Source organism: Shewanella oncorhynchi (assembly GCF_030848765.1).
Taxonomy (GTDB): domain Bacteria; phylum Pseudomonadota; class Gammaproteobacteria; order Enterobacterales; family Shewanellaceae; genus Shewanella; species Shewanella oncorhynchi.
Map to the genome: position 1 here is coordinate 2,908,586 of NZ_CP132914.1, position 17,874 is coordinate 2,926,459.

Annotated in this window: 23 protein-coding genes and 2 pseudogenes; 15 read left to right on the forward strand and 10 right to left on the reverse strand. The window is 44.3% G+C overall.

Features of this window, described 5'->3' with window-relative positions; translation table 11 throughout:
* Positions 1-13: 13 nt before the first annotated feature.
* The 7 genes from RA178_RS13095 to RA178_RS13125 form a co-directional block, all read right to left on the reverse strand.
* Positions 14-445 carry a hypothetical protein gene (locus RA178_RS13095; protein WP_306682176.1) on the reverse strand — a complete coding sequence of 144 codons (432 nt, stop codon included), beginning with the start codon at positions 443-445 and terminating at the stop codon, positions 14-16.
* 128 nt (positions 446-573) lie between these two features.
* Positions 574-1,014 (reverse strand): hypothetical protein, encoded by a 441-nt coding sequence (locus tag RA178_RS13100; protein WP_306682178.1) that lies wholly within the window; start codon positions 1,012-1,014, stop codon positions 574-576.
* Positions 1,004-1,390: a hypothetical protein gene (locus RA178_RS13105; protein WP_263223253.1), complete on the reverse strand. Its 387-nt coding sequence runs from the start codon at positions 1,388-1,390 to the stop codon at positions 1,004-1,006. Before RA178_RS13105 ends, RA178_RS13100 begins: the two co-directional genes overlap by 11 nt.
* A 197-nt stretch (positions 1,391-1,587) precedes the next feature.
* Positions 1,588-1,899 (reverse strand): DUF6980 family protein, encoded by a 312-nt coding sequence (locus RA178_RS13110; protein ID WP_306682179.1) that lies wholly within the window; start codon positions 1,897-1,899, stop codon positions 1,588-1,590.
* Between the two features lie 87 nt (positions 1,900-1,986).
* Entirely contained in the window at positions 1,987-2,358 is a 372-nt protein-coding gene (locus RA178_RS13115; RefSeq protein ID WP_306682180.1) for an Imm39 family immunity protein, read from the reverse strand.
* An 82-nt stretch (positions 2,359-2,440) separates the two neighbouring features.
* Complete coding sequence (locus tag RA178_RS13120; RefSeq protein WP_306682181.1) at positions 2,441-2,782, reverse strand: immunity protein Imm33 domain-containing protein; 342 nt, start codon at positions 2,780-2,782, stop codon at positions 2,441-2,443.
* Positions 2,783-2,864: 82 nt separating this feature from the next.
* Entirely contained in the window at positions 2,865-3,296 is a 432-nt protein-coding gene (locus tag RA178_RS13125; RefSeq protein ID WP_306682182.1) for a hypothetical protein, read from the reverse strand.
* A gap of 126 nt (positions 3,297-3,422) precedes the next feature.
* On the opposite strand from RA178_RS13125, the pseudogene RA178_RS13130 reads away from it, so the two are divergent.
* The 11 genes and pseudogenes from RA178_RS13130 to RA178_RS13175 all read left to right on the forward strand — a co-directional run.
* A pseudogene (locus tag RA178_RS13130) lies at positions 3,423-4,136 on the forward strand (IS110 family RNA-guided transposase); the annotation flags it as partial.
* Positions 4,064-4,288: pseudogene (locus RA178_RS22170) on the forward strand (hypothetical protein); the annotation flags it as partial. The pseudogenes RA178_RS13130 and RA178_RS22170, both read left to right, overlap by 73 nt.
* Positions 4,289-4,567 carry a hypothetical protein gene (locus RA178_RS13135; protein ID WP_306682183.1) on the forward strand — a complete coding sequence of 93 codons (279 nt, stop codon included), beginning with the start codon at positions 4,289-4,291 and terminating at the stop codon, positions 4,565-4,567.
* The gene (locus RA178_RS13140; protein WP_306682184.1) at positions 4,564-4,803 is read left to right on the forward strand and encodes a hypothetical protein; all 240 of its coding nucleotides are present in this window, start codon (positions 4,564-4,566) and stop codon (positions 4,801-4,803) included. The genes RA178_RS13135 and RA178_RS13140 overlap by 4 nt, the downstream gene beginning before the upstream one ends.
* Positions 4,791-6,341 carry a DNA cytosine methyltransferase gene (locus RA178_RS13145; protein ID WP_306682185.1) on the forward strand — a complete coding sequence of 517 codons (1,551 nt, stop codon included), beginning with the start codon at positions 4,791-4,793 and terminating at the stop codon, positions 6,339-6,341. The genes RA178_RS13140 and RA178_RS13145 overlap by 13 nt, the downstream gene beginning before the upstream one ends.
* Positions 6,342-6,349: 8 nt before the next feature.
* The gene (locus RA178_RS13150; RefSeq protein WP_306682187.1) at positions 6,350-6,670 is read left to right on the forward strand and encodes a hypothetical protein; all 321 of its coding nucleotides are present in this window, start codon (positions 6,350-6,352) and stop codon (positions 6,668-6,670) included.
* Positions 6,667-6,981 (forward strand): hypothetical protein, encoded by a 315-nt coding sequence (locus RA178_RS13155; protein WP_113941495.1) that lies wholly within the window; start codon positions 6,667-6,669, stop codon positions 6,979-6,981. Before RA178_RS13150 ends, RA178_RS13155 begins: the two co-directional genes overlap by 4 nt.
* Before the next feature lie 178 nt (positions 6,982-7,159).
* Positions 7,160-7,516: a hypothetical protein gene (locus RA178_RS13160; RefSeq protein ID WP_306682190.1), complete on the forward strand. Its 357-nt coding sequence runs from the start codon at positions 7,160-7,162 to the stop codon at positions 7,514-7,516.
* Positions 7,513-7,743 carry an excisionase gene (locus RA178_RS13165; RefSeq protein ID WP_012088952.1) on the forward strand — a complete coding sequence of 77 codons (231 nt, stop codon included), beginning with the start codon at positions 7,513-7,515 and terminating at the stop codon, positions 7,741-7,743. The genes RA178_RS13160 and RA178_RS13165 overlap by 4 nt, the downstream gene beginning before the upstream one ends.
* A complete protein-coding gene (locus RA178_RS13170) occupies positions 7,733-8,917 on the forward strand; it encodes a phage integrase Arm DNA-binding domain-containing protein (protein WP_306682192.1) in 1,185 nt (394 codons plus the stop codon). The genes RA178_RS13165 and RA178_RS13170 overlap by 11 nt, the downstream gene beginning before the upstream one ends.
* Before the next feature lie 579 nt (positions 8,918-9,496).
* Positions 9,497-10,567 (forward strand): type I restriction endonuclease, encoded by a 1,071-nt coding sequence (locus tag RA178_RS13175; RefSeq protein ID WP_131525545.1) that lies wholly within the window; start codon positions 9,497-9,499, stop codon positions 10,565-10,567.
* A gap of 70 nt (positions 10,568-10,637) precedes the next feature.
* Here RA178_RS13175 and RA178_RS13180 read toward each other — a convergent pair whose 3' ends face one another.
* Positions 10,638-11,549 (reverse strand): DNA ligase, encoded by a 912-nt coding sequence (locus tag RA178_RS13180; protein WP_263185170.1) that lies wholly within the window; start codon positions 11,547-11,549, stop codon positions 10,638-10,640.
* A 280-nt stretch (positions 11,550-11,829) separates the two neighbouring features.
* On the opposite strand from RA178_RS13180, the gene RA178_RS13185 reads away from it, so the two are divergent.
* Entirely contained in the window at positions 11,830-12,201 is a 372-nt protein-coding gene (locus tag RA178_RS13185) for a diacylglycerol kinase (RefSeq protein ID WP_028760259.1), read from the forward strand.
* Positions 12,202-12,211: 10 nt separating this feature from the next.
* On the opposite strand, the gene hdfR is transcribed toward RA178_RS13185, so the two are convergent.
* Positions 12,212-13,081, reverse strand: a complete 870-nt coding sequence (hdfR, locus tag RA178_RS13190; RefSeq protein ID WP_306682196.1) for an HTH-type transcriptional regulator HdfR — start codon at positions 13,079-13,081, stop codon at positions 12,212-12,214.
* Positions 13,082-13,189: 108 nt separating this feature from the next.
* Here hdfR and RA178_RS13195 point away from each other — a divergent pair, with 108 nt between their 5' ends.
* From RA178_RS13195 to RA178_RS13205, 3 genes are all read left to right on the forward strand, one after another.
* Positions 13,190-13,639: a MaoP family protein gene (locus RA178_RS13195; RefSeq protein ID WP_263171200.1), complete on the forward strand. Its 450-nt coding sequence runs from the start codon at positions 13,190-13,192 to the stop codon at positions 13,637-13,639.
* Between the two features lie 20 nt (positions 13,640-13,659).
* The gene (locus RA178_RS13200; protein WP_263197022.1) at positions 13,660-14,661 is read left to right on the forward strand and encodes an ATP-grasp domain-containing protein; all 1,002 of its coding nucleotides are present in this window, start codon (positions 13,660-13,662) and stop codon (positions 14,659-14,661) included.
* A 379-nt stretch (positions 14,662-15,040) separates the two neighbouring features.
* Complete coding sequence (locus tag RA178_RS13205; RefSeq protein ID WP_028760263.1) at positions 15,041-15,904, forward strand: hypothetical protein; 864 nt, start codon at positions 15,041-15,043, stop codon at positions 15,902-15,904.
* A 139-nt stretch (positions 15,905-16,043) separates the two neighbouring features.
* Here RA178_RS13205 and RA178_RS13210 read toward each other — a convergent pair whose 3' ends face one another.
* A complete protein-coding gene (locus tag RA178_RS13210) occupies positions 16,044-17,666 on the reverse strand; it encodes a M28 family metallopeptidase (RefSeq protein ID WP_306682199.1) in 1,623 nt (540 codons plus the stop codon).
* Positions 17,667-17,874: the final 208 nt, after the last annotated feature.

A 17,874-nucleotide genomic window follows, 5' to 3' on the forward strand; every position in this document is an offset into this window, starting at 1 on the left:
TTATGAGCTTTTGCTATTGCCACAACAAATTATCCTTATAGTTCGCAGGAGGTTTTCCATCGGTAGTTAACCCTAAGTAGTAATGAAAATTCACCGTTTTACCGTCAATGACGGCGGAACCAACAAAATACCAATGATCTGTATAAGACACTAAACCGAAGTGTGAGCGATGAGAAACCTCTGAAACTTTAATTTCAGCCCCCTTTAGAAGGGACGCAACATCCATTCCGTAAGGACAGGATTTGAAACCATGGTTTTCATATAGCTCGTTAACGGGTAAGCCTTTCGTAAACATCGCATTATTATCAACAGAACAAATGAAAGCGTTCTTTTCTAAATGCTTTATGCCTATGTCACCTCCAAATTGAGAACTATCTGAAACATTTTTTATGGTTGTGCAACCAACCAAGAGAATTATCAGGCTACAAATTGGTAAGTTATTCATATGGCTCATAACGTTAAGCACAACGGCAGTTTGTAAGTTGTGCGTTGTGGAATACTTTTGCGAAGCAAAACCACATAAGCGCGACTTACAAACTGTCCAGCCACGCAGTGGCGTGTTGCTGCGCATTGTTATGTGTTTTTGTGTAGTTCATTGTACTGGCTAACCAAATGAGGAAATTTAATTTCATACTCAGGATACGGGATGCCCACTAACTCTAGTGTAATTTCCTCAAGTTCTTCCACCCAACAAATTAACCCACCGGAATAATTTAAATTTCTATCTCCTCCATCTAAGACTGAGTGAGGTTCTGACAAAGCAAGTTCGTTAATGCCAGTTTCTGCTTCCACCCCAAACTCCTTGATGTGATTTTCCAAGAGCTTAGTCTCTACTCCTGTGTTAATTACAGCTAGAACACAACCCATTGGGGCGTCACCAGATGTAATTTTAAACTCAAGCAGCTTTAATTCATTAAATTTAAGTATGTACATGGATTTCACATAACGCCCCAATATGCCGCCGAAACGAGCACTGCGAGTTGAGGTCGGAATAATTGGTTTGTTATAACCCATTTTTACGCTTACGCCTAAACCAGTAAATACATTCGTACAATGCTAAAACGGTTGTGCCAATGAGAATTACATTAGCCATTTCCAGTAATTCTGGCCTTCCACATGCGCCACCTGGTCCGGCAATACCTTCCATGAAAAGCACATACATAACTACGGGAACGTAACCAAAAGATAGCCCCAACAATGCAGGCACCCAGAGTCTAGTTTTTTGACTGAGAAAACGGAAGGTTAACGCTGATATGAATAGAACAAAACTCACCCCTACTCTTTCAGCGAAAATCAACTCATGACTATCGCTCAGTCCTTCAGGAGGGGCAAAACAAGCAAAAGATGCTGATGCGAATAAGGCTAAAAACAGAGTAAGTAAAATATTCAAATGTACTATCCTGAATGGGTTACAACGCCGTGGTAAACGGCAGAATTTAAGTTGTGGCTTTGTGGAATACTTTTGCGCAGCAAAACCACAAAGCTGCGACTTAAATTCTGTCCAGTGGAGCGAAGCGGAACGATGTTTGACCACATTGTTAAGTATGATTTTTCCGCTTTGATACAACCAATGCAATTGACTTACTTTTACTGCCGTTCTTCGTACCACAAAGAACCTTTGAATTCCGATGGAATTTCTTGTTCGGTTGGAGAATCAAAGCCCAACTGTTCAAGAGTGTCAAACCACAAATCTCGCTTTGATTCAGGAAGCTTTACGCCACACCAAGGACAATAATTAATTAGAATAGAACTTGAGCCTCCGTCATGAATAATTAGGCCGTACTCGTCAAATTTTGGCGTATACCTAATAATTGAGTCAGGACATTCGAATTCATCACGATGAACCTTACATGTAAATGTAAGTTTTTCTTCCATTTCTTGGCAACAATGCTTATTCATATAGTTACTTAACGCGAAGCACACGGGCGACGAGCCGCGCAGCGTGTTGGCGTCCCAGCAACCAACGGGAGCGAGTGGTGCGCATTGTTAAATGTGAATTTGGCACAAACCATATTTTACCCCTATAGCATTTAGCACTTTGGTTAGTTCAGCCTTGACCAAGGACTTGAGTTGATCAGGGTTGTTCTCGACAGCCTTTCCCTCACGGAAGCTAATAGTGGTTGCGACATCTAAGCTTTGCTGGGATTTACGCAAGGGACCAATTTCAGGCTCGCTGATACCTTCCTCGGCCCAGCGAATAACCATATTTATTTCTTTAAACGGCATACCTTCGAACGCATTTGATTGCTCAATAACTGGCTTTACGTCGTCACAGACTGCAACCATGGCTTGGCCTATGTTTTTGATGCGGCCTTTAACTAAGCCTACACCGCCGATTAATACTGGATACTTACTCATAAGCATTTAACGCCCGCAGCACGCGCGGCTTTGTAGTGGAGGCAAAGCCGCAACGAAAAAGCCATCGCTGTGCCTGCGATTGTTATGCATTTAGTAACTCAGCCTCATACCAGATATCTTCATAGTTGTTTCCATCAATGAGAAAACGGTAACCAGGAGGCAAATCAAGATACTCCATTACCTCAGGCAAGTACTCTTGAATATGCTCGATGTGGAGTGGTGAAAAGAAGTCGTCATCTTGTGACATTACTTCACCGCACCAAATATACCAACCGTTCGTACCATTTTCCGGTTTATACCGGAGTCCGTTGATTGGCCCAGAGCCCAGCGTACCGAGCGCGATACCCAATTTAGTACCTGCTTCGGGCTTTTGCGGCTCAACATCTGCCCATTCACAGATTGTTTGGTCACGCAGGATTCTCATGATGCTCCAGATGCATAACGTATGGTTAAGGGGCGGGCTTTAGCCCGTCCCAGTGAGCGAAGCGAGCGATTTGAATCAGTTGTTATGCTCCCTCTTTCTCGATCCATTCCGCGCCTAGTAATGCCTCAAGTGTTTCCTTTACTGTGGTTTCAAAGGCTCCTGCCTGCCCTTCATCATAAGCAGCCTTCCAAGTGTCATAGCCTTCTTGAAAGTCCGGCACCGTTTCCATACCTTTGAATTTGGTAATGCTTGAGTCTAATGCCTTCTTTTTAAAAGGAAGGTGAGGGATGTCTGTTATTTCGTTACCCTTTATTGGGTTTATCATTTTTACTTGATCGATTCTTATGTGTATGACCTCGCCGAGATCATCATATTTCTCTACTTTTAATATAGTTAACTTTGACGATTTCTCTGTGTCGCGAGTTTTGTATTCCCAGGTTTGGCCCGGTGCATATTCCTGTGACATAACATTCGCCGAAATGAAGATTAGAAATGCAAATAATACGGTTTTCACGATGCTTCCTTGTGGGCATAGACATAATGACTCCCCACAAAGATGCTGATCTCCAATCAATCGTGGATTAGCTTAAAGCCAGAGCCATAATAGTTTTGTCAAAGAAACTAAAAATTGGAGATCAGCATGATAAAACATAACATACTTTTCATTGGCTTAGATACTCATAAAGAATTCGTCGAAGTCGCCTATATCGAAGACCATTATGGTGCACAATCGGTACATTATGGCCGCGTTTCTAGTGCAAAAGCATCCATCACTAAATTAGCAAAACAATTTCAATCCAAGTATCCAGATGCAACACTGCACTTTGTCTACGAAGCAGGCCCTTGTGGCTATTGGATCTATCGTCTCCTCACTAGCTTAGGCCACTGTTGCTACGTTATAGCTCCCTCTCTCATTCCCAAAAAGCCTGGTGAAAAAGTCAAAACTGATAAACGTGATGCGCTTAAACTCGCTAAGCTACTTAAATCTGAAGATCTCACACCCATCTATGTGCCTGAGCCTGAAGACGAAGCCATTCGTGACCTTTCCCGTGCAAGGGAAACTGCCATGAAGGATTTAAAGGATGCCAAATACCAACTTAAAGCGTTACTCCTTCGAAATAATATCAACTACAAAGGTACGGCCAATTGGTCACTACAGCATTTACGTTGGCTGACCGAACTGATATTACCCCATCCCAGTCAGCAGATTGTCTTGCAGGAATATCTACAGACTGTCACGGAACGGATTGCAAGGCTAAAACGATTAGACAATGAACTTGAGCATCATGTGAGAAATTGGCGCTATTATCCCGTTGTCAAAGCCATTCAAGCGCTAAGAGGTGTGCGGCGGCTCGCCACGGTATTGAACTGTCGAACTTTATGCGCGGGCAAAAAAAGCTAGAGCAAATCGCCGCCACGGTCGAGGCCATTAAAGCCATCGACTGGGCCAAGCTGCAATCAAACCCTTTGCAATCAACTCCTTTGCAACCAAAGCAGGTGGCCTAAATGACTCAATCAGCGGCGTTTCGCCATCTGTTAAATCATTTCCGCAGCCATAAGTTAAGCCTGTTACTCAAGGCCACAACGGGCGACAGTATCAAAATCGCACTGGCGCTCGGCGCGTTAGATTGCCTGTACTGGCAAGCATTGGGCAACGGCTTAACCAACTTAGCCAAGGGCATTAGCCGCACCATAGTGTATTCGTACCGATATCACCCAATGCGTCTGCCCTGCCATTCGCCTGTCAGCCAAGCAAGCGACAACCAAAACATGGAGGCGGCATGAATAAGTTTAGCACCAAAGCGGGCGTGGTCACGCTATCTAAGCCCTACTCCACCTTGATGTGCGATCAGCAACAAATCGAAGTGAAGTACACCCCCAACAACTATCACGGCTGGGGCATTTGTAAGTCTTTTAACGCCATCGAGTGCAGCGATTTCGGCCAAGCCGACGCCGAAGTATTCGCACTCAACGCAGAATCAAAACTCAGGATAAAAGGAGAAGCAGCATGCGAGGCTTAATCGTCGATAATTTTGCAGGCGGTGGCGGTGCAAGTACGGGCATAGCGTGGGCGATTGGTCGCAGTGTGGATATTGCCATTAACCACGACCCTGACGCCATTGCGATGCATTCAGCAAATCACCCAGAGACGTTTCACTATTGCGAGTCGGTATTTGATATTGACCCCGTGCAAGCTACGGCAGGTAAGCCGGTTGATTTAGCTTGGTTCTCACCCGACTGCAAACACTTCTCAAAAGCCAAAGGCAGCAAGCCCGTGAGTAAAGAGATACGCGGCTTGGCTTGGGTGACGGTTCGCTGGGCGATGATGGTTCGGCCGCGCGTGTTGATGCTTGAGAATGTTGAAGAATTTAAAACGTGGGGGCCTGTTATTGAATGCCCAGTCACGGAGGCGATGCGCCCCTGCCCTGAGCGCAAAGGCGAAACCTTTAACGCCTTTGTCAGTATGTTAAGCACTGGCATAAATGCAGATCACCCCGCACTTGCGGAATGCGTTGAAACCTTGGGCTTACTCGATACCGCTAAACTGATGAAAGGACTGGGTTATAAGGTGGAGTGGCGCGAGCTACGGGCTTGTGACTTCGGCGCCCCAACTATCCGTAAACGCCTATTCATGATCGCCCGTTGTGATGGCCAGCCCATAGTTTGGCCTGAGCCGACCCACGGCGCACCCAATAGCGAAGCGGTTAAATCGGGCAAGCTGCAACCTTGGCGAACGGCGGCTGAATGCATCGACTGGTCACTGCCTTGTCGTTCCATCTTTGGCCGTAAAAAGCCGTTGGCAGAAAACACCATGAAGCGCATTGCGAAAGGGATTCAAAAGTTTGTGTTTGATGCCAAGGAGCCGTTTATTGTTCCGCAAAATGTCACGTTAGCCCCTTTTATTACTGAGCACGCGAATGCCAGTAATCAGCGCAATATGCCCGTTGATGAACCCTTGCGCACGATATGCGCCGAGGTAAAAGGCGGTCACTTTGCGGTGGTGCAACCGGTACTAGCGGCGGCCAATATCTGCAAGCATTACGGCGGCAATTACTCGGGACCAGGTGACGACTTAAATAATCCCTTACCGACGGTGACAACGGTTGATCACAACGCGCTGATCACCAGCCACATGATTAAATTGCGTGGTACTAACCTCGGCTTTGCAATGGATGAACCCGCACACACGATCACCGCTGGCGGCTTACACCTCGGCGAAGTGCGCGCGTTCTTCATCAAATACTACGGCAACGAGCAAGACGGTGTGGCATGTAATGAACCATTGCACACCATCACCACCAATGATCGCTTTGGCCTAGTGATGATCAAGGGTGAGCCCTATCAAATCATCGATATTGGTATGCGCATGCTCGAACCCCATGAGCTGTTCGCCTGCCAAGGTTTTAACCCTGAATACATTATCAGTAACTACAACGGCAAATCGACCAAGAAACAGCAAGTCGCCCGTGTGGGTAACAGCGTTCCGCCCCCATTTGCCGAAGCACTCACCCGCGCAAATCTCCCAGAGCTTTGCATACACACCGCCGAAGCGGCATAGGAGTTTTTATGAACCCGATACAAGCAGCAACAGTAGAATGTGAAGAAGGTTATTGGACCCATCCAGATTTGCCCGAGTGGGACGAAGGCGTAACCCGTGTGGAGTGCGAAGCATGGGCGGCACGCCAAGGCGGCGAGTTTGTGGCGATTTGGTTTGAACTCGATGCGCCTGAAAACTTAATCGAGCGCTACTTTGACGAGGGCGACACCGATATCAGCGATTGGCAACCCGTTTGCGACAAGGCCGGCTCATTCTTGCTGAGTATTCACGATACCGAAGATGGCCCCGTTGCGCTGTTCTTCGCGCCGAAAGATAAGGTAGCGGCATGAAGCAGCTTTCACTATCAGAACGGCTAAAGCAGTTCGCTACAGATCAAGACGACTTATCTCGTCGTGGTGAAAAGAATCTTGCGGCTGAGGCAGCGCAAGAAATTGACACTCTAACAGCTGAGCGCGGCCAGCTGGCGATGCAGGTGGATAAGCTCAAAACCTTCATATCTACACAAGCACTGCCAAACCTATTTGTATTAAGTAATGACTATCCACAGTGCCTAGGAATCGAGAGTGCAATAACTGATGCGAACGAGCTTCTAAAAATTTGCGGCCAAGAAAAAAGCGTTACAAATGGTGGTAAACAATGAAGAAGATGGCAAAGCCTGCAGGGCTAATAGTTTCATGTCCACACTGTGGCGGTGAAAATACGATTTACGCATCAGATCTATGCGAAAACGAATTTGTCTGTTCATGGGCGCATTGCGAAAAAGAGTTTGCAACATGTGGCGGGGATGATTTTCATCGTTACATTGAGGATGGTAAGCAATGAGCTGGTCAAATTGTGGTGAAGATAGTAACGGCAGACCCATTGGTTATGCCTTCGAAGCAACCTGTGATCATCCGGGTTGCCACAAACAAATCGACCGTGGCCTTTCTTATGCGTGTGGTGGTATGCATGGCGAAGATGAGATCAGCTGCGAGGGTTATTTCTGTGAAGCGCATAGACCAACCTTTGTCGAACATTGCGGCCGTACCCATCAGATTTGCAGTCAATGCACCAAAGCATTAATCGACTCTGGTGAATGGCAAGAAGATGAGGATGAAGGTTGTTTAAAGCAGGTAAGGCACGATGATGAACACTGCAACAATGCTGGCGCTGACTTAATCAGGAGTCCGATATGATCGAGCAATATATTACCCTTGAAGATTGGGCGAAAATGCATATCGCCTTCTCTGTATCAAAAGCGACTTTGCAGGCTTGGGCAAAGTCAGGGTCCATTGTCCCAAGACCAATTAAGCTCGGTAGACGCTGGGCGGTTAAATCCAATGCGATTTACGTAGACCCGACTCAGGTTGTGGTCAGTGATATAAGCGACCCTGTTATCAGGAGAATCCTCAATGGCGGCTAGACCACGTAAGTTCGACCTAGGTGTAGAAAACCTTTATTGCCGGCAAGACGCTCGCAATGGTGAAGTTTATTACCAGTACCGAGATCCCCGCAATGGGGCCTTTAGAGGGCTAGGTAAAGATAGAACCATCGCAAAGGAACGAGCAAGCGCATTAAATCTGTTAATTGCTCAACAACTTGCAAGTGCGTTTATCGATAACTATAACGCTAGGCCGGAACGTGTGGCACAACATGGCATTGCCTTTAAAAAGTGGGTTGAAAAATATATTGCTATCCAGGGCGATAGATTAAATAACGGCGAGATCAGACTCAACACGTTTAAAACCCGTAAGTCTCAGGCGACTATTGCTATAAAAGCGATGGGCAATATTCCCCTCAAAGACATATCAACCAAAGACTGTTACGAGCTGATGCAGTCTTTAAGAGCGCAAGGAAAAGAAAGAACTGCGCAGGCGGTGAGATCAGTACTGATTGATATTTTCAAAGAAGCCGCTCAAGCGGGAGAAATCACCGGTGGATTTAATCCCGCATCGGCAACCAAATCCCCACGGGTAAACGTCGTTCGGGATCGGCTTGAACTAGAGGCCGTGAAACAAATCCTCACGGTTGCCGAAACCAAAGAGCCGTGGGTTAAAAATACCATTCTGCTCGCATTGGTGACTGGGCAGCGCCGCGTTGATATCGCTAACATGCAATTTAAAAAGGGCAAAGATTGGGAAAGACTGTATCAAAATTGGAAAACAGGAAACCGTTCGAAGCCGCCCTACTCCTACGTTGAAGGCGAATGGTTGCATGTGTTTCAGCAGAAAACCTCAACGATGCTCAAGCTGCCGTTGGGACTTAAACTTGAGGCGTTAGATTTGAGCATTGGCAACGTTGTTTTATCGTGCCGTAGCCGCTGTGTATCTAAATACCTGATCCACCATCAACACGGTAGTAGAGGTGCAACCATTGGTGGGCAAGTGTTTGTTGATACCATTACCAAACGCTTTTCTGAATGCCGCGACGAGCTTGGTCCATCGACAACAACCTTTCACGAATTGCGATCACTTTCAGAAAGACTCTATAGCGGTCAGGGAATCGACACTCAAATCTTACTTGGTCACAAAGACCCGCGAACCACTGCTGCATATCATGATATACGTGGCCAGATGTGGATAGAGCTAGTGATTTAGCACCAGAAATCACACAGTGTTTTGGAGAGGAATTTTGGAGAGATTTTGGAGAGAGGTTTTTATCTAACAATTACAATGAGTTAAATTTCAAGCAGATATTACCCATACAAACCATCAATATTCGCCGTACACTTTGATTTTTTAACATGAATACCTCATAGCTTAGTATTATCAATAATTTATCTAATGTGCTTAAACCTAGATGTAAACTTAATATGATAAGCAGCTTAATACATTAATTATTTACCTATAAATACAAAATGTTAAACCTAGAAATACAAAATATTCTTACGCCAAACCATTATCAAAAATAAAATGCGCGCTACGATCCGAAAGTTAAGGGTGTCACCTCAGCTAAAATATTCCCCTTGAGTCATATACATACCAAGCACGCACAAAATTTAACCTAACCCGTAAAATATACGATAAACAGCACAGAAACAAATTAGCCTCCTTGCTAAGGATTTTTTATCGACTAGGTTTATATGTCAGAGTACGGTTTAAAATAAAACTGAATGTTCACCGCATACTCGCTCAAATAAAAAATACACCACAAAGTACAAGAAGAGGAAAAGTAAAATGGATTTTATTGAACGAATCGATGTTCTATCAAAACGCATCCCTCAAATTGCTAATAGCCTTCAAACTGAGGAAGCGACTAAGAATGCCTTAGTTATGCCATTTTTGCATACAGTTCTAGGATATGATGTTTTTAATCCTAGCGAAGTTGTCCCAGAATTTACGGCAGATACTATAGGTAAAAAAGGTGAGAAAGTTGACTACGCATTAATTAAGGAAGGTGAAGTGCAAATCCTTATTGAATGCAAAAAGTACAATGAAAAGCTGTCCATAAAGCATGCGTCACAACTATTTCGTTATTTTTCTGTCACAAACGCACGCTTAGCTATTCTTACAAACGGTACTGAATATCAATTTTATACCGATCTTGATGCTCCTAACAAAATGGATGAAAAACCATTTCTGATCTTAGATCTTGAAAATATTGATGAACACTTAATTCCTGAAGTTAAAAAGCTGACTAAAAACTCGTTCGACGTTAACTCAATAGTCAGCGCGGCAGGAGAACTAAAATACTTGAGTCAGATAAAACGTATTATTAGTGAGCAATTTAAAGAACCTGAAGAAGAGTTTATTCGCTTTTTTGCCTCAAGGGCTTATGATGGGGTTCTTACACCTAAAGTAAAACATCAATTTGCTGAAATTACTCATAAAGCACTAAGACAATTTCTCAACGACAGCATTAATGAACGTTTAAAATCCGCTATTGGCAATGATAAACCAACTGATGAAAACAAAAATTTAATCGATACCCCAATCCCATCCAATGATGAAAAAATTAAAGTAGTTACTACTGAAGAAGAAATTGACGGTTTCAATGTGATAAAAGCTATATTGAGGCAAAAAATAGAAGTTAATCGAATCATCGCAAGGGATACCCAAAGTTACTTTGGCATACTATTGGATGATAATAACCGAAAACCCTTATGCCGCTTACACTTCAATGCTAAACAAAAGTATCTAGGATTAGTGGATGAAAATAAAAATGAAACTCGTCATCCTATTAACTCTGTAGATGATATTTTTAATTTCAGTGAACAACTATTATCGACAGTCGCCTATTACGAATAACACTATCAAAATATCAATTGCGCATTACTCAGCGTAAAGACTTATGCGCAATTTGATTTACTAGGAACGGCTACTCAGTTTCAACATCGGTTCTTACCCGTAAAAAACTGGCAAACCGCGGTAAACCGTTAACGGTAAGCCCAAGGTATTTATAGGTGATGATAGTGCCCACTGCGGGGGGATGTTGGCGCTCTGCGAGACTAAAACCTGTGCCAATACTAAAAATTCGGCCGTCTGGCGTTTGCACTTTTAATGCGCCCATCTGCCCTGCAAATTGACCTTTACCAGGGATATAAGCGATAACAGTAGCTTCAGCATCATAATAAGGTTTTAGCTTCATCAGATGAGGATTGCGGCCACTGATATAAGTCGCAGAACTGCGATGCAGCATCAAGCCTTCGGCGCCTTTTGCAACTAAGGCATCGAGTTTTTGATACAGGGCTTCAAGGCTTTCTACTTGGAACTGCACTATGACTTCAAGATAATTCGATTTGCCACTCAGTTCAGTCAGCGCAAATTGATAGCGATGCTGAAAGTCGCCACTCGCCTTGGGGACATCGAACACCATAAATCGCACTTTGCGCCAATCATCATCCTTAGCCGAAGTTTGTCGAACAAGACTGGACATCGCTTCAAACTGGCCTCGCCCAAGCCATAATTCACCATCGAGGGGATAATTCGGAAAATTCGCAGTAAACCAAATGGGTGCGGCGATGGCATTTCCCTGCCGAGTGAATAATTCCTTGCCATTCCAGTAACCTCGAACCCCGTCGAGTTTCTCACTAATCAAAAAATTTTGAATATTAATATCTTGCGAAGTTCGAGTCGCATCAAACTCGGTAGCAAGTTGTATGGCAGGAGGTGAGGTGTGTGCGTTAACCGAAAGAGTTAAACCGCAAATTATAAGCAAGCTGAGCTTAAAAATACTAAAACGGATGAAATGATTAAATGTTAAATTTCGTAACGGGTTTGTATGAGTCATTCCCTTGCCCACGCTGCAATATATCCTTCATCAAGCTTAGGCCGCACGGCTAAAGTTGCACTAAAATAACCGCAAAAGTCACTAACTCCCTAAGTTAACAACGAATGTTGATGATCAAATTTGCTCAGTTAATTGTTTATGCACTTTTCATCTCAGGCTATACTGCGGCCAAATTTATGACTCAGTCAAATGTTAACAAAGACAACAGTAGGGTTTATTCCCCCCTGTTTTGAATGAGCAGAACCTCAGCGCTTTGTCGCTAACGTCAATTGGAAACACTATGAAACCAGCCAATAATCACGGTATTAAGCGCATATTCAGAGCGACGGGATTTTCGATGAAGGGCCTAAAGGCCGCTTGGATCCACGAAGCCGCCTTCAGACAGGAATTAATCTTGACGATAGTCATGTTACCCGTAGCCTTATGGGTTGATATCAGCACTATTGAACGCCTTATGCTGATTTTCACGTTGTTTATCGTGTTGATTGTTGAGCTATTAAACTCGGCGATTGAAGCTGTGGTTGACCGTGTCGGCAGTGAAATACACCCGTTAAGTGGCCAAGCCAAGGACATTGCCTCGGCTGCCGTCTTTATGAGTCTTGCACTTTGTGGATTAACTTGGCTGGTTGTATTAACGCCGCTAGTGCTTTAATTCTTAGTTTCTAAACCGTCGCATGAACAACCATTGAGCCATCGTCCCTTAAAAAGTCGATGGCTTGTTTGATCTGGGCTAAGCGGTCATTCTCAGCCCAATACGCAAGATACACATTTCGTGAAATGGCATTCGCGCCGCTGACGAGATGCAATTCGCCGCCGCGCAATGCATGTTGCACTAGATGCTCAGGTAAAAATGCACAGCCGCCATTATTCAAGATGAAATCTAACGCAATACGTGCTGAACTCGTGTGCAGCGTTGGCACTGGCAGCGAGGCATATTCCTGCGCGTGAACAATATTGAACGCCGTACCCCAATCGACTTTTACATATTGCCCCGGCACAACCGCTTTTACCGTTTGACCTTTTAAGCTCGACACCAACAACAAATTAATTTGCCCCAGTTGCACTATCTCAAATTGATCAAGCTTTGGCGGATCGAATGAAATCGCAATATCTAAGGTGCGGTCCATTAGCTGACGCGTCATTGCATTCGCGGGTAGCACTTCGGTGCGCAACGCCACGCCAGGTAAACCGACATGCAGTCCCTGTAAATAACCTTGCAAGTAAGCGTCCCAAATATTCGGCCCTGCACCGATGGCAAGCTGCGTTGTCTGTAACTGGCTGAGGGAAACATCTTGCTTAGCCCGCTCCCATGCTGTTAACACCGCTTCGGCATGACCAAGCATACGTTCGCCTGCTGGCGTGAGCTGAATATTATTACGTTGCCGTTCAAATAAGGCTACACCCAAAATGCTCTCAAGCTGTTTCACCCTAAAGCTCACAGCGCTTCGGGTGAGATAAAGATTCTCAGCCGCTTTACCAAAATGGCGAGTACGGGAGACTTCGAGAAAGGTTTTTAGTAAATCGGTATCCATAAAAATTCTTGACCAACATAGGCAAATTTTTTTGATTTATAAATCAATAATACTAGCCAATACTCCAGTTGCAAATCTTTGTATATCAAAAACTAGAGGGTATCTGCCATGTCTGAACAGTCTTTTTTTAACGCTAACAAGGGTTCTGAGACGTTTAACGGCTCAGTTGCTACCAGTTTTGTCTCTCAAAAACGTTTCTACGACGACGCTAATTTCCCCAAAGGCTTTAAACGAAGCGGCGATTTTACCAATAAAGAAGCTGAACTCCTTGAATTGCATGGTCATGCGATGAAGAATTTAGCGGAAGGGAAAACGCTGCCTTGCACCTCTGATGAAGCCCAATTTGTGGAAGTCGCCAAAGGAAATATCGCCCCCAGTAGCTTGTTAGAGCAGATCTGGGTAAAGTATCGCAGGCTCGCCATGGGGAAACCCTTTTATGCCGTGGTTGGTACAGTGCATTTGCCTGCAACCAAGCCCGAGATAGAAATAGAGGCTGAGGCTGTATTTGATATTGAAGATGATGTTCAGGATGAACCTGAACCCGAGGATAAAGAATGAAGATTAAGGTTTGCTACTAAATGCGTGGTTGGATTTTATATAAAGAAACCGCGACTCAGCTAAAACCTGAATGGTATGAAATTGAGCGTCTACTGGCGGCAGCAAAAGCCGATAACATAGAGTTGGAAGTTTACGCACCTGATGAATTTGATCTGACTGTCACCAGAGAAGATAACAAGAGTATTTTATTGAATGGGCAAGCCGTCGAGCTGCCCGATTTTATCATTCCGCGAATGGGCTCAGGCACGACCTACTTTGCTTTAGCCATTATTCGTCACTTAGAAAGATTAGGGGTATATTGCCTCAATCCATCTAAAGCCATTGAAATCGTTAAAGACAAGTTATTCTCCCAACAATTGTTGGCCGAGAAGAATCTGCCTACGCCTAAAACCATGTTGGTTAAATTCCCCGTCGATATCGCCCTCGTAGAACGCCATCTCGGTTTTCCTGTGGTGATAAAAACACTTTCAGGCTCACAGGGCAGTGGTGTGTTTTTATCCCATAAGGCGCGTGAATTTGACGATTTAATGCAGTTGATTGAAGCGACCAATAAAAACGCTAACATCATTCTGCAAGAGTTTATCGCTAACAGTCATGGGCGCGATCTACGCGTATTCACTATTGGTGGTCGTGTGGCGGGTTGCTATGAAAGACGTGGTCAAGAAGACAGCTTCAAAGCCAATGTCAGTGCCGGTGGTTCAGCGCGTCCATTTCAGATCACTCCTGAAATTGAATGGCTTGCCACCCAAACAGCCAATATCCTCGATCTTGATGTTGCAGGTATCGATTTATTGTTTGATAACGGCCATTACAAAATTTGTGAGGCTAACTCATCTCCAGGGTTTGAGGGCTTAGAGTCCTGTTTGAATGTGGATATTGCCGCGCAAATTTTGCATTTTATTCGCATCCGTTTAGGCATGTTTAATAAAGATGAACCAAGTAGCCCAAAAATCGTGACTGATAGCGTAGAGGCTGAGACTTCTACCCCGTCACCTCTATCGTCCTCTATCGAGGCGAAATAGAAGTACTAGGACATATCAATATCTAGCGGGATCGTACCGCTAGATATTCTCAATATCGATGATTCTCCACCATGTTTGTGTCTATATCCATTTGTATCTCGCCCCATCAACAACGCAACAATCCTAAAGCCGTTCAGGAAGGAAACACTTGCCCTTAGTCTTTCAATCCACAATTGATGTGATCGCTCACTCAAATTTCATTCAACCTCACGAGAACCAACCCTACTTTTGTTTTGAATCACAATTTTTTGCATTTTTTAAAACATTTTGTTCACATTGAAAAATTTGCTGTTAAACTCCAAATGTTGTTTTTTTATGGCACTAAATTCTGACCTTATCGCTAAACATAATAAGAATAATGCAGGAGTCACTCCTTAACATGTCGATCCGCCTATTACCCCTAATCATAGCGTCACTGCTCAGCACTCAAGTGCAAGCCGATGATTTTACTATTCAGTTAGGCGGCTTTTATTCGCAATCAGACACCAATATGGAAGTCACTAACCCTATTTCGGGTAATAATTTCACCTTAGATTATGAGTCCGATCTACAACTTGCAGAAAACGAATTTTTACCCTTTATCGAGTTAAATTATCACTTTAACGAACGGCACAATATCTACCTAGACTGGAAACAGCTTCATCGTAACGCCGAAACCCAAGCCTTAACCAAACCCTTCCAGCTCGAGATTAACGACACCATTTACGATATCAAAGCAGGCGGTAATCTAAATTCAACCTTAAACATTGATGTACTGCGCTTCGGCTATGGCTATGATGTATTTCAAGGCAGTAACTATGATGTCGGTTTATCACTTGGTTTACATACTATGTTTATCAAGACAGGTTTTGAAGGGGTGATTGGTGTTTGCGCTTCATCGGAATTACTCAATAATGTCTGCGGTAGCCAAGCAATTCCGCGCATTGTTGACGAAAATGTCACTGCGCCACTGCCCGACATTGGCATATATGGTCAGTATGAATTTGTTCCCGGTTGGCAAATCACCAGCCATGCACAGTATTTCTATATCAAACTCAATGATGTCAAAGGCGAACTGGTTGATATTAAAGTGGGGGTTAATGCACAAATCACCCCAAACTGGCGTATGAGCGTGGCCTATAACTACTATAAAGTTGACGTTGATATCGCCCAAAATTCGCCGAATAAAGATACTCAAATCGCCGATTACAACATCTATTACAATTTTATTGGCCCTATGCTTTCTATCAGCTATTCCTTTTAATTTTAATGCTATAAAAAATCTCTTCCCATATTGTATTAAACACCCCTTCTAGCTCAAACCGTTGCCCGAACCCTAACCCAAATTAGTGCTAAAAAATAAGGGCGCCTACTGGACTCCCTCATGATCCAACCCATTAAACCTATTTACGGCCATCCTGCTCACGTTTGGCTTTAAAGTCTGATGATTCAAGCCAATGGGGCCAATCTGAACCATTCGCTAATGTGGTTATCATACTGGCGATCAAGTCTAGGTCTTGACTCACGCCCTCCAACGTCCAATTTGGATCATAATCATCGGCTCCTTGGTGATATTTATGCGCAATATAGTCAGGATCTGTATCCCCAAGACTCATAAATAACAATCCTGGTACACCTTGCTGGGCCAGCGCAAAATGGTCTGATCTAAACATCAATCCATTCTGTGGTCTTGGATCCGCTTTTACCGAACGGTCTTGGGCTTTGGCGGCTTTATCTAAGTATTGCTCCAACTCAGATACCCCTTCCCCATAGCGCAAAATGTAATCCACGCCTTTATTTACATTCATGCCATCGATATTTAAAAAGGCGACGATATTTTTGGTTGGCACACTGGGATGCTGAGCAAAATGCTGTGCACCAATCAGACCCGTTTCTTCTGCAGTAAAGGCACTGAAGAGCACCGAGCGATCCAGTGCCGCCGTGCTAGCCTGCTGTTTGAAGTAACGCGCTAACGCTAAAACCCCCGCCACACCGCTGGCATTATCGACCGCACCGTTTAAAATCTCTGACTTACCGTCTTCAATCACAGTGCCAAGGTGATCCCAATGGGCATGCATCATCACCACTTCGTCGGGGCGCGTTTTACCGGGCAGTAAGGCCGCGACGTTATGGGACTCGGCGCGTTCAATTTTATTGTTTAACGTGAGCTGCGCGCTCAGCTTAAGTGGGATAGCCTTAAAGTTTGGCTTGGCTGCTTGCTGTTTTAAGGTATCAAAATCCAATCCCGCTTTGGCAAAGATTTTTTGTGCGGTTTCGTGCTGAACCCAGCCCATCACGCCCACTTGACCTTGGTTATTATTGGCATCGACCAGAGTAAACTTAGTGCCCGTGTTGGAGTTTTGCACCACTCCCCAGCCATAGGCGGCTGGCGCGGTTTCATGGACAATAAACACGGCCTCAGCGCCTTGACGCGCCGCTTCCTCATATTTATAAGTCCAGCGACCATAATAGGTCATAGCATTACCTTTAAATATTGTTGGATCTTGGGTCGCAAAGCCGGGGTCATTCACGAGTACGATGACCGTTTTGCCTTTTACATCTAGCCCTTGATAATCATTCCAGCCATATTCGGGTGCATTGATACCATAGCCAACAAATACCACATCGCTTTTATTCAGGCTCACGGTGTCGGCGATTCTTTGGGTTCTCGCAGTAAACTCACTACCATTAGCAAACTTCAGCCCACCGATATCAAGCTGCATGTTTTGATCGGCACTAATTTGCGCCAAAGGAACCGCCTGTAAATAGCTATCGCCAAATCCGGGTTTGAGACCCATATCTTTAAATGCTGTCACTAAATAGTCTAAAGTTAACGTCTCACCTTCAGACAAGGGCGCGCGTCCCCCAAAAGCATCGCTCGCTAAGGTTTTCACATCGGTTCGGTATTGCACGAGATCGAGACTTTTCACAAATGCCGTTTCAGCAAAGACAGGTAATGAGATAGTGGCCAACAGACTTGTGGTTATGATTAAATTTTTCACAACTTTCTCCCAAGTTATTATCATTATTTGGTTTTAAGGATAGACTTTACCATATCATCTTTAATTTATGATGGAAGTCTTAGCGCAAACGGAGTCGCTGCATCCAAGAGTAAACGGTAATCATGTCTCCATCTGACCGATATTCTTGTCGTTGACCTAAATCTGACTGCAACAGAATAAAAAATAGCGAAAATTTTAAAATATCCGTGTATTTTCATTGAGTAAGGTAACA

Coding starts and splice junctions, on each gene's coding strand:
- RA178_RS13140 (WP_306682184.1), top strand. CDS start 4,564: ATGAATAAGTTTAGCACCAAAGCGGGCGTGGTCACGCTATCTAAGCCC.
- RA178_RS13185 (WP_028760259.1), top strand. CDS start 11,830: ATGAAACCAGCCAATAATCACGGTATTAAGCGCATATTCAGAGCGACG.
- RA178_RS13210 (WP_306682199.1), bottom strand. CDS start 17,666: ATGATAATAACTTGGGAGAAAGTTGTGAAAAATTTAATCATAACCACA.
- hdfR (WP_306682196.1), bottom strand. CDS start 13,081: ATGGATACCGATTTACTAAAAACCTTTCTCGAAGTCTCCCGTACTCGC.
- RA178_RS13165 (WP_012088952.1), top strand. CDS start 7,513: ATGATCGAGCAATATATTACCCTTGAAGATTGGGCGAAAATGCATATC.
- RA178_RS13100 (WP_306682178.1), bottom strand. CDS start 1,014: ATGGGTTATAACAAACCAATTATTCCGACCTCAACTCGCAGTGCTCGT.
- RA178_RS13160 (WP_306682190.1), top strand. CDS start 7,160: ATGAGCTGGTCAAATTGTGGTGAAGATAGTAACGGCAGACCCATTGGT.
- RA178_RS13195 (WP_263171200.1), top strand. CDS start 13,190: ATGTCTGAACAGTCTTTTTTTAACGCTAACAAGGGTTCTGAGACGTTT.
- RA178_RS13200 (WP_263197022.1), top strand. CDS start 13,660: ATGCGTGGTTGGATTTTATATAAAGAAACCGCGACTCAGCTAAAACCT.
- RA178_RS13095 (WP_306682176.1), bottom strand. CDS start 445: ATGAATAACTTACCAATTTGTAGCCTGATAATTCTCTTGGTTGGTTGC.
- RA178_RS13175 (WP_131525545.1), top strand. CDS start 9,497: ATGGATTTTATTGAACGAATCGATGTTCTATCAAAACGCATCCCTCAA.
- RA178_RS13110 (WP_306682179.1), bottom strand. CDS start 1,899: ATGAATAAGCATTGTTGCCAAGAAATGGAAGAAAAACTTACATTTACA.
- RA178_RS13115 (WP_306682180.1), bottom strand. CDS start 2,358: ATGAGTAAGTATCCAGTATTAATCGGCGGTGTAGGCTTAGTTAAAGGC.
- RA178_RS13145 (WP_306682185.1), top strand. CDS start 4,791: ATGCGAGGCTTAATCGTCGATAATTTTGCAGGCGGTGGCGGTGCAAGT.
- RA178_RS13205 (WP_028760263.1), top strand. CDS start 15,041: ATGTCGATCCGCCTATTACCCCTAATCATAGCGTCACTGCTCAGCACT.
- RA178_RS13150 (WP_306682187.1), top strand. CDS start 6,350: ATGAACCCGATACAAGCAGCAACAGTAGAATGTGAAGAAGGTTATTGG.
- RA178_RS13180 (WP_263185170.1), bottom strand. CDS start 11,549: ATGACTCATACAAACCCGTTACGAAATTTAACATTTAATCATTTCATC.
- RA178_RS13170 (WP_306682192.1), top strand. CDS start 7,733: ATGGCGGCTAGACCACGTAAGTTCGACCTAGGTGTAGAAAACCTTTAT.
- RA178_RS13155 (WP_113941495.1), top strand. CDS start 6,667: ATGAAGCAGCTTTCACTATCAGAACGGCTAAAGCAGTTCGCTACAGAT.
- RA178_RS13135 (WP_306682183.1), top strand. CDS start 4,289: ATGACTCAATCAGCGGCGTTTCGCCATCTGTTAAATCATTTCCGCAGC.
- RA178_RS13120 (WP_306682181.1), bottom strand. CDS start 2,782: ATGAGAATCCTGCGTGACCAAACAATCTGTGAATGGGCAGATGTTGAG.